Annotated in this window: 15 protein-coding genes; 3 read left to right on the forward strand and 12 right to left on the reverse strand. The window is 45.3% G+C overall.

Annotated elements, in window-relative coordinates; all coding sequences use genetic code 11:
* Window positions 1-168 precede the first annotated feature (168 nt).
* The 3 genes from F0232_RS06905 to sodB form a co-directional block, all read right to left on the reverse strand.
* Window positions 169-852, reverse strand: coding sequence for an SDR family oxidoreductase (locus F0232_RS06905; protein ID WP_061033818.1), 684 nt, complete (start codon window positions 850-852; stop codon window positions 169-171).
* Window positions 853-1,120: 268 nt separating this feature from the next.
* A complete protein-coding gene (locus F0232_RS06910) occupies window positions 1,121-1,624 on the reverse strand; it encodes a VC2046/SO_2500 family protein (RefSeq protein WP_269999530.1) in 504 nt (167 codons plus the stop codon).
* Between the two features lie 233 nt (window positions 1,625-1,857).
* A complete protein-coding gene (sodB, locus tag F0232_RS06915) occupies window positions 1,858-2,442 on the reverse strand; it encodes a superoxide dismutase [Fe] (RefSeq protein ID WP_105057425.1) in 585 nt (194 codons plus the stop codon).
* A 269-nt stretch (window positions 2,443-2,711) separates the two neighbouring features.
* Here sodB and F0232_RS06920 point away from each other — a divergent pair, with 269 nt between their 5' ends.
* Both F0232_RS06920 and F0232_RS06925 read left to right on the forward strand, forming a co-directional pair.
* Entirely contained in the window at window positions 2,712-3,050 is a 339-nt protein-coding gene (locus tag F0232_RS06920; RefSeq protein WP_004741702.1) for a Grx4 family monothiol glutaredoxin, read from the forward strand.
* A 96-nt stretch (window positions 3,051-3,146) separates the two neighbouring features.
* Window positions 3,147-3,776 carry a DsbA family protein gene (locus tag F0232_RS06925; RefSeq protein WP_105057424.1) on the forward strand — a complete coding sequence of 210 codons (630 nt, stop codon included), beginning with the start codon at window positions 3,147-3,149 and terminating at the stop codon, window positions 3,774-3,776.
* 179 nt (window positions 3,777-3,955) lie between these two features.
* Here the strand turns inward: F0232_RS06925 and F0232_RS06930 are convergent, their stop codons facing one another.
* Window positions 3,956-5,281, reverse strand: a complete 1,326-nt coding sequence (locus F0232_RS06930; protein ID WP_061033815.1) for a Na+/H+ antiporter family protein — start codon at window positions 5,279-5,281, stop codon at window positions 3,956-3,958.
* 64 nt (window positions 5,282-5,345) lie between these two features.
* Window positions 5,346-5,990 carry a ribonuclease T gene (rnt, locus tag F0232_RS06935; protein WP_105057423.1) on the reverse strand — a complete coding sequence of 215 codons (645 nt, stop codon included), beginning with the start codon at window positions 5,988-5,990 and terminating at the stop codon, window positions 5,346-5,348.
* A 188-nt stretch (window positions 5,991-6,178) separates the two neighbouring features.
* Between rnt and F0232_RS06940 the strand changes: the two genes are divergently transcribed.
* The gene (locus tag F0232_RS06940) at window positions 6,179-7,060 is read left to right on the forward strand and encodes an OmpA family protein (RefSeq protein ID WP_032498507.1); all 882 of its coding nucleotides are present in this window, start codon (window positions 6,179-6,181) and stop codon (window positions 7,058-7,060) included.
* Window positions 7,061-7,165: 105 nt separating this feature from the next.
* On the opposite strand, the gene F0232_RS06945 is transcribed toward F0232_RS06940, so the two are convergent.
* From F0232_RS06945 to rsxC, 7 genes are all read right to left on the reverse strand, one after another.
* Window positions 7,166-7,600 (reverse strand): DUF2753 domain-containing protein, encoded by a 435-nt coding sequence (locus F0232_RS06945; RefSeq protein WP_004741697.1) that lies wholly within the window; start codon window positions 7,598-7,600, stop codon window positions 7,166-7,168.
* A gap of 201 nt (window positions 7,601-7,801) precedes the next feature.
* The gene (gloA, locus tag F0232_RS06950; RefSeq protein ID WP_008220190.1) at window positions 7,802-8,218 is read right to left on the reverse strand and encodes a lactoylglutathione lyase; all 417 of its coding nucleotides are present in this window, start codon (window positions 8,216-8,218) and stop codon (window positions 7,802-7,804) included.
* 108 nt (window positions 8,219-8,326) lie between these two features.
* Window positions 8,327-8,962, reverse strand: coding sequence for an endonuclease III (gene nth, locus F0232_RS06955; protein ID WP_105057422.1), 636 nt, complete (start codon window positions 8,960-8,962; stop codon window positions 8,327-8,329).
* A gap of 169 nt (window positions 8,963-9,131) precedes the next feature.
* On the reverse strand, window positions 9,132-9,824 hold the full coding sequence (locus F0232_RS06960; RefSeq protein ID WP_061033813.1) for an electron transport complex subunit E: 693 nt from the start codon (window positions 9,822-9,824) through the stop codon (window positions 9,132-9,134).
* Window positions 9,824-10,453, reverse strand: a complete 630-nt coding sequence (rsxG, locus tag F0232_RS06965) for an electron transport complex subunit RsxG (RefSeq protein ID WP_105057421.1) — start codon at window positions 10,451-10,453, stop codon at window positions 9,824-9,826. Before rsxG ends, F0232_RS06960 begins: the two co-directional genes overlap by 1 nt.
* A 13-nt stretch (window positions 10,454-10,466) precedes the next feature.
* Entirely contained in the window at window positions 10,467-11,513 is a 1,047-nt protein-coding gene (rsxD, locus tag F0232_RS06970) for an electron transport complex subunit RsxD (protein WP_105057420.1), read from the reverse strand.
* Complete coding sequence (gene rsxC, locus F0232_RS06975) at window positions 11,513-14,185, reverse strand: electron transport complex subunit RsxC (protein ID WP_061033810.1); 2,673 nt, start codon at window positions 14,183-14,185, stop codon at window positions 11,513-11,515. Before rsxC ends, rsxD begins: the two co-directional genes overlap by 1 nt.
* Between the last annotated feature and the right edge of the window lie 2 nt (window positions 14,186-14,187).

Raw genomic sequence — 14,187 nt, forward strand, 5'->3', positions numbered from 1 at the left:
AAGATAAAGCTAATCAAGCGAATGGGATATGGGTATCGAGATACAGACTACTTCTTCTTGAAGATAAAAGCGGCTTTCCCCGGAAAGCCGCGATGAACCTTTTTTATGGCTGTTGATTAGTGAACTGCCCTTAGAGTTGAGACTTTATCTGAGTAGGAATGGGGGAGTCTAAACCTCTGCTGCAACAACTCGTCCACTGAAGTAATCATTAGAGATAATGTATTCAGCGGTTCGGGTGAGTTCGTCTTGCAGTTGCGCCCAGTGACAACGGTTGAACTTACCATCGGCGTTGTGAATCGCAGGAACGACACCGCCAACACGGATCTTAAATGGGGTGAGTTCTTTGGCCCAGCTGTGGGTAAAACCGGTGATCATGGAATTGGCGCTTTCTAGTCCAGATACATCGTGAAAATCGTCGTGCGATATGACATTCACGATAACCCCTTCTTTGTTTTCTTCTCGTAGCCTCTCAGCGCTGATTTGGCCAAAAGCAAAAAGGGTCGATGCCATAGAGGAAAGATCATTAATAAAGCTGCTGACGGGCTGATCACCAATTAGGCTCGGCATCGGTGAACTTATCCAGTTATTGACCAGTACATCGGGGGTGGTGTTGAAAGTGGTTTGGATAAAATCAAACACGCTGAGAATCGACTGGCTGTCATGGCTTTCGAGTGGGTAGTGGTAAACGGAATCAGAGAACCGAGCACATTGTAAATAAGTAGCCTGAAGCGCTTCGGTATCGTTATCACAAAGGATGACGGTGGCTCCAAGGTTCACAAAGTGGTTCGCAATCGTCCCTCCTAGTCGCGAACCGGCAGCTGTTACCAATATGATTGAGCTTTTTATTTCCATCCCAGTACCTAAACAAATCATCCATGTAGGATAAGGATGGGTTAAATTTTATACAATGGGTGTGAATTGGTTCAAACTAAGTTAGGTGAATTAATAAGTTTTTATGAACTTAGTGGCAGGTCACATTTTGTAGTAACTTCAAGCAGTAATCGACATTTGTTAATTTGAGGGTGCCTAAGGCTGGTGGTTCATATCACTCTCGTGAATCATTCGAATGGCGTGAATTGAACAAAGCAGATAGAGATGCAGAAATAAAGTGAGACTGAAGCTATACCTGAGCCTGGATCTGGTACTTACGTTGAGCTGTAGATAGCACGTTGTACAGCGTTGCTGATGGTAAGTCAGGCTGGTTTTTGTTTGCTAGCTTACGACGATCGTGACCAGATAGGTTTTGGTAAACTTCTTCAGGTAAGTCACCAGTGTCTTCTGGCATAAATGCCAGTGCTTCTGGTTTTAGATAGTGACAGAGCTTAGCACTCACCAAGCTTGATTGGTGAAAGTGATTAGACTGTTGTGCTGATATCTCGTAAGACGATTGATTTGAACGCAGTTGCTGAGGTTCGGCGATGCCAAACTGTTTACGGAGGCGATCTTCCGTTGTCTCTGTGACTTCAATAGTATCGATAGGCGTACAGTCTCGAACATCATTAGAGAACATAGATAACAGCAACGCGAAATCCGCACGGCGACCTTGCTCAACCGCTTGGCTGATTCCGATGCCGAACTTCAGTTCGTTGATGATTCCTGCTTTATCTAAAGTATGTATTTGCATGACGCCTCTCATTTGATACATCTTTAACGGCATGAAGGCAGCAAACTTTAGCCTTTAATTACAAGCGAATAGAGATTTAATTTAGGCTAGGAAAGGGTAGTTAAAAGGGCTAGATTATTGATCGTTATGTTCGTTGTTTACTATGTAGCATATCGTAGATACAAAAAAGCTCACGCCGAGGCATGAGCTTTTAATAGTTAACTCGCTATAAATAGCGCAGTTTAAGTAATAGATTACTTAGTTAGGTTCTCTTCTACGAAAGACCAGTTTACTAGGTTCCAGAATGCAGCCATGTAGTCAGGACGAACATTGCGGAAATCGATGTAGTAAGCGTGTTCCCATAGGTCAACAGTTAGAAGTGGAGTAACACCTTCTTCTGTTAGAGGAGTCGCAGCGTTAGAAGTGTTAACGATGTCTAGAGAACCGTCAGCTTTCTTAACTAACCAAGTCCAAGAAGAACCGAAGTTGTTGATTGCTGAATCAGTGAATTTTGCTTTGAATTCTTCGAAAGAACCGAATGCAGCGTTGATAGCTTCTGCAACAGCGCCAGTTGGTTCGCCGCCTGCTTTTGGAGCAAGACAGTGCCAGTAGAACGTGTGGTTCCAGATTTGAGCAGCGTTATTGAAAACACCACCAGTAGAAGTCTTAACGATCTCTTCTAGTGTTTTGCCTTCAAACTCAGTACCTGGGATAAGACCGTTTAGCTTAACAACGTAAGTGTTGTGGTGCTTACCGTGGTGGAAATCTAGCGTTTCTGCTGAGATGTGTGGTTCTAGTGCGTCTTTCGCGTAAGGAAGAGCCGGTAGTTCAAATGCCATTGCTCAATTCTCCATTGATATGAAAGAGTTAACTCTTTCGATTGCTTCCAGTGATATTATTATTCATGGCTCGCTATACTGCCAACCATGGTCAATTTGCTGACTTGGTTTCTAGTTTAGCAAGTTTTTACTTTATTAAAAGCATATTTCATCACTTTTATGTGAATTGTTAGTCTAGCTTGTTAACCGCTTTTTTTATATGGTTTTTATTCTTTTGGTTTGGGGTAGAATAAAGGCAATAAAAGCCGTAATCCATTAACGAGGAAGCAATGGAAACTATCGATAAAATCAAACAGCAAATTGAAGAAAACACTATTCTACTGTACATGAAAGGTTCTCCTAAGCTACCTAGCTGTGGTTTCTCTTCTCAAGCGTCTCAAGCTCTAATGGCATGTGGCGAAAAATTTGCTTACGTAGATATTCTACAAAACCCTGATATCCGTGCAGAGCTGCCAGCTTACGCACAATGGCCAACTTTCCCACAGCTTTGGGTTGAAGGTGAGCTAATCGGTGGTTGTGACATCATTCTTGAGATGTTCCAAAAAGGCGAACTTCAGCCAATCATCAAAGAAGCGGCTGCTAAAGTTGCTGGCGATGACGCAGAGTAAGTTCTAGCCTTTATGCTGAACAGTAAACTAGGGGCCTTAATCAGGCTCCTTTTTTGTTGGAACTGAGAGAAGAATTGACTCGATAAGGAACGAACAATGGATGTAAAACTGCATTATGTACATGATCCAATGTGCAGCTGGTGTTGGGGATATAAGCCGACACTGGAGTTACTAAAACAACAATTGCCTGCGAGTATTGAGTTTAACTATGTAGTCGGTGGTTTGGCTCCGGACTCTGACGAGCCAATGTCAGAAGAGATGAAAAGTAAGCTGCAAGCTATTTGGAAGCAGATCGAAGCTAAGCTAGGTACTGAGTTCAATCATGAATTTTGGACTGAGTGTAAACCTGTTCGCAGCACTTACCCTGCGTGTCGCGCTGTTATTGCTGCGGGTTTCCAAGATCACTATGAGCAGATGCTTGAAGCGATTCAACACGCATACTACTTGCGAGCGATGCTGCCGCACAGTGAAGAGACTCATAAGCAATTGGCTGAAGAGCTAGGCATGAATGTTCAGCAATTCGAGAATGACCTTGCTGGTAAGTTACTAGAGGGTGAACTAGAAGATCAGCTGAGCTTCAAACATGCGATGGGTGTGCATTCTTACCCAACCCTAATGCTTGAAGTTGACGGTATCTTCACTGAAGTCGAGCTGGATTACCACTCATCAGAAACGACACTTAAGTCGATTCGAGAAGTTCTAGTAATGAGCGCTCCTACCGTTTAATTGGCGATACTGAATCGTACTACTTCAAAGGCTTGCTCATAAGAGTAAGCCTTTTTTGTATTAGGTATGCGGTTCTTCTGTGTAACTTGGTGGGAGAAACGCCGGATACAAAAAAGACCGCACTAGGCGGTCTTTTTAAATTTTTAACATTGATTCTGACTATAGAACCTAGCTATAAGCTACAGAACCATGGCTGCAATCCAACCGAATACGATCAGTGGGATGTTGTAGTGTAGGAATGTCGGTACAACGGTTTCCCATACGTGCTCGTGTTGGCCATCAGCATTAAGACCAGACGTTGGACCTAACGTTGAGTCAGAAGCCGGAGAGCCTGCATCACCAAGTGCTGCCGCTGTACCTACTAGAGCGATGGTTGCCATAGGGGAGAAACCAAATGCTGCCGCTAGTGGAACGTAGATAGTTGCAAGGATTGGGATCGTAGAGAATGAAGAACCGATACCCATGGTAACCAATAGACCAACCACTAGCATAAGTAGTGCAGCTAGAGGCTTGTTGTCGCCGATGCTTGTTGAAAGTGCTTCTACCAAAGATTCAACGCCACCTGTCTGCTTCATTACTGCTGCGAAACCTGCTGCGGCAATCATGATGAAACCGATCATTGCCATCATATGTACACCCTTGGTGAAGACGTCTTGTGTCTCTTTCCAAGCAATTACGCCACCGAAAGTGAATACCATGAAGCCAGCAAGTGCACCGATGATCATTGAACCCGTCGATAGCTGAACTGTTAGTGCTGCAACAATACCTGCTGCCGCTACTAGGATGTGCTTCTTGTTGATCTGTTTTGCTTCAGTTGAAACGATCGTGTGAGAGGTTTCTTTGTATTGGCGAGGCTTACGGTAAGTGAAGAACACTGCCGTTAGAAGGCCGAAGATCATACCCGCAGCTGGTAGCAACATAGCCATTGGAACTTGGCTCGCAACGACGCTTTCAAGGCCGTTGTCGTGAAGGTTCTTAAGCAGGATGTTGTTTAGGAAGATGCCACCAAAACCGATCGGCAATACCATGTATGGCGTAATCAGACCAAAAGTAAGCACACACGCAACCAGACGACGGTCTAGGTTCATTTTTGCGAATACGCCTAATAGAGGTGGGATTAAAATTGGGATGAAGGCGATATGTACTGGAATCACGTTTTGCGAAGACATGGTCACTAAGATCAAAGACGCAAGGATGCCGTATTTAAGACCAGTCGATGCTGCACTGTTCTCTTTGCCGTGAATGCGTTTAATAACACTTTGAGCAAGTAAGTCTGTGATACCAGAGCGTGAGATAGCAACAGCGAATGTACCAAGCATGGCATAGCTAAGTGCAATCGTTGCACCGCCGCCTAATCCACTTTCGAAAGCCGCGACTGCATCGTTCAAGCTCATACCAGAGGCTACGCCACCGATAATTGCACTGAACGTCAGAGCAACGACTACGTTTACGCGCATCAAAGCTAAAACAAGCATGATGCAAACTGAAATTACAACAGGATTCATATTATTCTCGGGATGTTGTGTTCTTTATGAAGGCAATACGAATGAACGTTTACCAACTCTATTTTTATTCTTCGTCAACAAGCGGCCAACCACCAAGGGCTTTCCACTTGTTTACGATGCCGCAAAATAACTCTGTGGTTTTTTGCGTATCATACAAAGCAGAGTGTGCTTCTTTGTTGTCAAATTCCATCCCTGCAGTGCGGCAAGCTTTAGCCAAAACGGTTTGACCGTAGGCAAGACCACTAAGAGCTGCAGTGTCAAATGTAGCAAATGGATGGAACGGGACGCGTTTAAGCTTACAACGCTCACTTGCTGCATTAACGAAGTTTAAATCGAATGTTGCATTGTGAGCGACCATGATTGCACGACTGCAATCTGAAGCTTTTTGTTCTTTTCTCACTAGCTTGTAGATTTCTTTAAGGGCTTCTTGTTCCGACACAGCACCACGTAATGGGCTAAATGGGTCTTTAATTCCGTTAAAGTCTAATGCTGCCTGCTCTATATTTGCGCCTTCAAAAGGCTCAACGTGAAAATGAAGCGTTGATGCAGGCTGCAGATCTCCGTTCTCATCCATTTTTAATGTAATGGCACAGATTTCTAATAATGCATCGGTTTCAGCGTTAAACCCTGCGGTTTCCACGTCGATGACCACTGGAAAATAGCCGCGAAAGCGTTTTTTTAGGGTCAGAGCTTCGTTTTCTACAGTCATGTTAGCCCAAATAAGTGTGATTAAGGCTGCATTATTGCAGATAATAGCAGTGATAAAAACTAGGGAAGGGCAATAAATCTTAAATTACCTAACCTATTGCGGCTTGATAATTGCATATTTAAACACGAGAGAAAAATGCGGCAATTGGCTGCATTGTTAAACGAATTGCTTAAGAGATACTCCACTTTATGAAGAAACAACTCATAACAGGTTCAATGCTATTTTCGCTACTTATGTCGTCATCAGCCATGGCACAAGAAAAGCGTTACGGAGCATCTCCTCAACAGTCGACATGGGAGATGGTGGCCAACACGCCATTAGAGTGCCGCTTAGTGCATCCGATCCCTAACTTCGGTGATGCTGAGTTCTCATCCCGAGCGAGTAAAAAGATCATTTTAGATTTCGAACTGAAAATGCGTCGCCCAATGGGGGCAACTCGTAATGTTAGCTTGATCTCGATGCCACCACCTTGGCGTCCAGGCGAGAGTGCCGATCGCATGACAACCATCAAGTTCTTCCAGCAATTTGATGGTTATGTTGGCGGGCAAACGGCTTGGGGTATCTTGAGTGAGTTAGAGAAAGGGCGCTACCCAACATTTAGCTACCAAGAGTGGCAGAGCCGAGATCAGCGTATTGAAGTGGCGTTATCGTCGGTGTTGTTCCAAGAGAAATACAATGTGTTCAGTGACTGTATCGCTAACTTGTTGCCGTACAGCTTCGAAGATATCTCATTCACTATTTTGCATTACGACCGTAATAGCGATCAGCTAAACAAATCGTCACGTAAAAGGCTTAGTCAGATCGCCGAGTATGTTCGTTATAACCAAGACATTGACCTCGTTTTAGTTGCAACCTACACCGATTCGGCAGACAGCAAAGGCATTAGCCAAAACCTGTCAGAACGAAGAGCTGAGTCTTTAAGAGAGTATTTTAAATCTCTTGGTTTACCGGAAGACCGCATTCAAGTGCAAGGCTATGGTAAGCGTCGCCCAATTGCTGATAATAGCTCGCCAATTGGTAAAGATAAGAACCGACGTGTGGTTATCTCCCTAGGTCGAACACAGGTCTAAGCTGGAAACGAAACACCTTAAATGGAAAAGCCCGTCACTATGACGGGCTTTTTGTATCTGATATTTGGTTAAATCAACTCTATTTATGCCTATAAAGGGGGTTGCTTAGTTTAGGCGAAAGCGAGCGATCATTTCGCAGTTGGTCGCGGTATCGATTTTTTCCACCATAGAAGCAATTTTTGGGTTTGGATGGCGTTTCATGAAGTCGATAAGTGCTTTTTTACAACAGCCAATGGAATCAATAAAGCTAGCACATTGAGTATTGGGACACTGAGGGATCAGAGTCAGTACTTTCTCTGAAGCCAATTGAAGATACTTAAGTTCATACTCGGTATCACCTGCCCAGCGCCAGAATTGTGCAAGGTTATGACAAGATATAACCGAGATCAGTAACCGCTCATCGGCCTCTATATCTGTGCGCTCAGTAATTTCCTCACTTAGGTTCAATGCCTGCTGATAATGAAGAATACTTCGTACAGGATCGTCGAGCTGCAATGCAGTATCGGCAAGTAACGTGTGTTTTTCCCATTCGCTAATCATTGTATTACCTCACTAATCAATAGGGGTGATAATTTAAATGATAATCATTATCAAGTAAAGTTTCATCAGTGAGATTGTTAATAATTATTGGTAAAGAATATCGATTGTGAGGGAAGTGATAAAAAAGAAGCGAGCACTGTGCTCGCTTCTTTGTTTATCTTATTAGGCGTTCTAGCCGTATCTCGCAAAGGTATTTCGGAATTAACCTTCTAGACCTGCGCTCGCTTGTTTGTTTTGAATCAGCTCAATCATGTAGCCGTCAGGGTCCTTAACGAATGCGATGTGTGTTGACCCGCCTTTTACTGGACCTGGCTCACGAGTCACGTTACCGCCTGCTGCTTTAATCGCGTCACACGTTGTGTAGATATCATCAACACCGATAGCCACGTGGCCGAAAGCAGAACCAAGGTCGTATTCAGTCGTACCCCAGTTGTACGTTAGTTCAATTACAGCGCCTTGAGACTCGTCGCCAAAGCCAACGAAAGCCAGTGTGTATTCGTACTCTTTGTTTTCGTTCTTACGTAATAGCTGCATGCCCATTACATTGGTGTAGAACTCGATAGACTTGTCTAGATCACCCACGCGTAGCATGGTGTGTAAAATACGACCGTTTGACATGATTTGCTCCTAGCTTTAACTATGTTTACGTTTTTGTAATTCTGTTTTCTGCCGCCAGACAATTGCGACACTGTTTAGCCAATAGGCTTGTGGTTCTTGTTTATGAACTTAGACGTCAGTTTTCTCTTTAAACTCACACAGATCTTCAATAATACAGCTGCCACAGCGAGGCTTACGTGCGACACAGGTGTAACGTCCATGAAGAATGAGCCAGTGGTGAACATCCAGTTTGAACTCTTTTGGCACTACTTTAAGTAGCTTGGCTTCGACATCATCGACTGTCTTACCCATCGCGAGTTTAGTTCGGTTCGATACACGATAAATGTGAGTATCAACGGCAATGGTTGGCCAGCCGAAAGCGGTGTTCAATACTACGTTGGCAGTCTTGCGGCCAACACCAGGAAGAGCTTCCAGTGCAGCGCGATCTTCTGGCACTTCACCATTATGAAGATCAAGCAGCATACGACATGTCTTAATGGTGTTTTCTGCTTTCGAATTAAACAGACCGATAGTCTTGATGTACTCTTTCAGGCCATCGACACCTAGGTCGAAAATCGCTTGTGGAGTATTGGCAACAGGGTAAAGCTTATCTGTAGCTTTGTTCACGCTGACGTCAGTTGCCTGTGCAGACAAAAGTACCGCAATCAGAAGTTCGAAAGGGCTACTCCAATTTAGCTCAGTCTCTGGCTTTGGGTTGTTTTCTCTCAAACGCGCAAGTATTTGTACTCGTTTTACATTGTTCATAGCGACATTACTTTCAAATAGTTAGGGCAGAGCTCTGAAGTGGGTATTCAATACACTCGAAAAACTCAGGCCGTATCATCGGTTACGCGCTCTTATGAGCGTCATTGTTATGTGTATTGGTTATATCTATTTCTGCTGAGCGGTTGAGCAGCTCAGCAGATTTTTGTTGTTAAGCGTTAGTCACGCGGGCACGCTCAATAACAGGTTTTTCTGGCTTTGGTTGTTTCGATTTCGCTTGATGATCGATGATGTTTTTCAACGCTATCAAGAAACCAACACCAATAAATGCGCCCGGTGGAAGTAGAGCCAACAAGAAGCTGTTATCAAACTGGAATATTTGGATTCGTAACACAGAAGCCCAATCACCAAGAAGCAGGTCTGCACCATCAAACAGAGTACCGTTACCAATAACCTCACGCATTGCGCCCAGTACCACCAATACTGATGTCATACCAAGGCCCATCCAGAAACCATCTTGAGCGGCAGGTAATACTTCATTTTTAGAAGCGAAAGCTTCCGCTCGGCCAATGATGATACAGTTAGTTACGATCAGTGGGATGAAGATACCGAGAGATAGGTACAGGCCATAAGCGTAAGCATTCATCAGCAGCTGAACACACGTTACCAGTGATGCAATGATCATCACGAATACTGGAATACGCACTTCTTTTGGCACGTGGTTACGAACCAGAGAAACGGCAACGTTCGAACCGACTAATACAAGTAGCGTGGCAATACCGAGCCCAAGTGCGTTGGTCACCGTTGAAGAGACAGCCAATAGCGGACACAAGCCAAGTAGCTGTACTAGGGCAGGGTTATTGGCCCACATGCCATTTTTGATTAGTGTTTTATGATCACTCATTATTCACCACCACAATTTAGAGGTTGAGCAAGCAATGCTTGGTTGTTTTGGTTAACGTATTGAACCGTTTGTTTGACTGACTTCACGACTGCTCTTGGTGTGATGGTTGCACCAGTAAACTGGTCAAAGTCACCACCGTCTTTACGAACCTTCCAACGGTCTAGATTAGAATCCGTCACTTGCTTACCTGCAAACGAAAGAATCCAATCACTCACACGTAGATCAATCTTATCACCTAATCCCGGAGTTTCTTGGTGAGAAAGTACACGTGTGCCCAAAATGGTACCGTCGATTTTCATACCGACGATCACTTTAATTGCACCGTTATAACCGTCTGGTGCAATTGCCTCGATAGCAATCGCGCTTGGCTCACCATTGATTTTTGCGATGTAAGCGGGCATCGCTTGTTCAGTACCAAGCTCTTCAGCTTGAACTAAAGTACAAGACGAAAACAGTTCGTTGTCGTGAAGATCGTGCGGGATCACTTGGTTAAGAACAGACAGTAGCTGAGCTTGTTCTTGTTGTTTGATCTGGTCTTTTGTGAGGTAGTGGGTTACCGCCACTAAACCTGTCGATGCACAGGCAAAAATCGCGAGCACAAGGCCGTTTTTCTTAATCGCATTTAGCATGATGTCCGCTCCTTTAGTGGCCGTATGTACGAGGCTTGGTGTAGTAGTCAATCAGTGGAACACACATATTGGCTAACAATACAGCAAACGCAACGCCATCAGGGAAGCCACCCCAACTGCGGATAATAAACACTAGCGCACCAATTAGGGCCCCAAACACTAAGCGGCCTTTAACAGTCGTCGAAGCCGAAACTGGGTCGGTTGCAATAAAGAATGCACCAAGCATAGTCGCGCCAGACAGAAGGTGAATGGTTGGAGAAGCGGTTTCACCAGGAGTGAGCACTAAGAACACTAGGCTAAATAGAGCAAGGCTGCCGATGAACGCCACAGGAATATGCCATTGAATCACGCGTTGCTTGATAAGTACCAGGCCGCCAACGAGGTAAGCAAGGTTCACCCATTCCCAGCCTACGCCAGCTAGCCAGCTAAATTGCGGTTGAGACAGAGCTTCAGACGCTGTGTTACCTGCTGTTAATGCGGTTTTGAATGCATCAAGCGGCGTTGCCATAGTGGTGCCATCAATACCAAGACGAGCTTGTTGTAGAGATAACCCTTCATTATTGAAACCAGTAAAGATCATCAAGAAGGAGTCAACAAAGCTTGTCGCTTCTGCGGTTAAGCTGGCTGGTGCATTCCAACTGGTCATCTGAACTGGGAATGAAATCAGCAAAACAACGTAAGCCACCATCGCCGGGTTAAATGGGTTTTGCCCTAAGCCGCCATATAGGTGCTTCGCAATAATAATCGCGAAGAACATACCAATCACCAGAATCCACCACGGTGAGTGCGGAGGAATAGCGACACTGAGTAGCCAAGCGGTCACAACTGCACTGTAATCTCGTAGCGCCATTACTGGCGGACGTTTTCTTAGCAGCATTACGGCTGCTTCAAAGGTAACAGCAAGTGCGATAGCAAATACTAACTGGATGAGCGTACCCCATCCAAAGAAGTAGGTTTGAGCTAGTAGACCTGGCAATGCACAAATAGCGACCCATTTCATGAGATCTGGTGTGCTTCTACGATTGTGTGCGTGCGGTGAGCTGGCGATAAAGAAGGCCACTACTCTTTCTCCTCATTGTTCTTTTTATCTTGCTCTTGCTGCGCTTTTCTTGCTTTAGCACGAGCAATAGCGGCAGCAACGGCTGCTTTCTTAGGATCGACTGGTTCTGATTGAATCTCAGCTTCCACTTCAACTAAAGGTTCAACCACAGATTCAGACGTTTCTGCTGACTCTTCTTGTTTAGCTTGTTGTGCCTTTCTTGCTTTAGCGCGAGCGATTGCGGCAGCAACAGCAGCTTTTTTAGGATCAACGGGTTCTGATTGAGTTTCAGCTTCAACTTCAACCACTGGCTCAGGAGTTTCTGCCGTTTCATCTTGCTTGGCCTGCTGTGCTTTCTTAGCCTTAGCGCGAGCGATGGCCGCAGCAACAGCAGCTTTCTTAGGGTCGACTTGCTCCGATTGAGTCTCGGTTTCAACTTCAACCACTGGTTCAGATGTTTCTGCTTGCTTCGCTTGCTGGGCTTTTTTGGCTTTAGCACGAGCGATAGCGGCAGCAACAGCATCTTTTTTAGCGTCACCAGAGCTTTCAGCAGGAGCATCAGAAGCTGATGCTGCTTGTTGTGTTTTCTTCGCTTTGGCGCGAGCTATTGCGGCAGCAACGGCATCTTTCTTAGCATCGCCAGAACTCTCAGTAGGAGCTTCAGAAGTAGATTCCGCTTGTTGGGCTTTCTTCGCTTTAGCGCGAGCTATTGCGGCAGCAACGGAATCTTTCTTAGCATCACCAGAGCTTTCAACAGGAGTCTCAGAAGTTGATTCCGCTTGCTGTGCTTTCTTCGCTTTAGCGCGAGCAATCGCAGCAGCAACGGCGTCTTTCTTCGTATCGCCTGAGCTTTCAGCTGGAGCGTCCGAAGTAGATTCAGCTTGTTGAGCTTTCTTCGCTTTAGCACGAGCAATAGCCGCAGCAACGGCGTCTTTCTTGGCGTCGCCAGAGCTTTCTGCAGGAGTATCGGCTGCTGCTTGTTGTGCCTTGCGCTCTCTCGCTTGACGCTTGCGCTCTTCACGCAGTTTAGACATTTCAGAGTTGTCTGGTTCAGCGCCTTCCGCTTTTTGAGCTGCAGCTTGTTTCGCTTTTGCCTTCGCAATAGCTGCAGCAACCGCAGGTTTCACTGCTGGTTCTTCATTCGGAGCCTGATCCGCAGCGGCTTTTTGTGCTTTAACACGAGCAATCGCAGCAACAATAGCATCATCACCGCCGGATGTTTTCATATCTTTACGGCGGTTATCTGCGGCTTTTTTAAAGCGGTTTTCACGTTCGGCTTTATCACGCTCCATACGAGCGTTCTTCTCTTCAAAACGAATCTTGGCGCGTTCTGCAGCAGCGGCTTCATCTTTTCGAGTTTTGATTTCAGCTTTTGCTTGGCGATAGTACTGAACAAGAGGGATTTCGCTTGGGCAGACAAATGCACATGCACCACATTCAATACAGTCTTTAATATTTAGCTCTTCACACTTGTCTAGCTCATTGGCTTTTGCATGCCATTGCAACTGTTGAGGTAACAGTGACGCTGGACAAGCTTCGGCACATGCACTGCATCGAATGCACTCCATTTCGTAAGTGCTTGGTGAAATTTCACGACGCGTTGGCGCTAAAATACAGTTCGACGTTTTAGTGATTGGCACATTGGCATGTGGCAAGGTGAAGCCCATCATAGGGCCGCCCAAAATTAAACGCGGCAGCTTTTTATCAGCTTTGTAGCCAAATTCTTCAAGCAGCTCATGTACCGGCGTGCCTAATAGCGCCCAAACGTTACGTGGTTGCTTAAAGGTCTTGCCGGTTAAAGTCACAACGCGGTTAACGACAGGTTCGCCGTCGATTACTGCTCTCTTGATCGAATAAAGAGAGCCGACGTTTTGAACCAGAACACCAATATCTGCAGGAATACCGCCAGCCGGAACCTCTTTATTGGTGAGGATCTTGATCAGCTGTTTCTCACCACCTGAAGGGTATTTGGTTGGGATAACACGAATGACGATGTCTTTGTCTTTCGCTGCAATCTCAAGTGCTTTTATCGCGTCTGGCTTGTTGTCTTCAATGCCGATAACCGTCAGCTTTGGTTGAAGGATGTGTTCAACCACTTCGATGCCTTTTAGTACTTCTTCGGCATGTTCTTGAAGCAACTTGTCATCAGAGGTGATGTAAGGTTCACACTCAGCTGCATTGACGATCAGAATATCAGTACGGCCAAGGCCAGACTGAAGCTTTTTCGCAGTAGGGAAGCCTGCACCGCCCATACCTGAAATACCAGCTTGACGAATCACATCAAGCAGTTCGTCTGAGGTCTTTGTTGAAAATTCTTCAACGGGAGTTCGTTCAATCCAAGCGTCTAAGCCGTCAGGTTCAATGACGACACTGAGTTCGCTTAAGCCTGAAGGGTGAGCGGTAGTTCTTGGTTCGATAGCAGTAATCACACCTGATGTAGGTGCGTGTACCGGTAATGTAAAACCGGTATCTAGAGCCGTTAGTTGTTGGCCTTTCAGTACGGTGTCACCCACGGTAACCAATAAGTTACCTGGCTTACCGATGTGCTGTTTTACCGGAAGGACGATTTCTTCTGGAAGCCTTGCATGAACGATGTCAGTGGTATTGGACTGTTTCTTGTTTTCAGCAGGATGCACGCCGCCTGGGAAGGTCCAAATAGAGCCCGTGCGAATTTGTTCAATTAAAGAGATCATAC

Source organism: Vibrio sp. T3Y01, assembly GCF_013114525.1.
Lineage (GTDB): Bacteria > Pseudomonadota > Gammaproteobacteria > Enterobacterales > Vibrionaceae > Vibrio > Vibrio chagasii_B.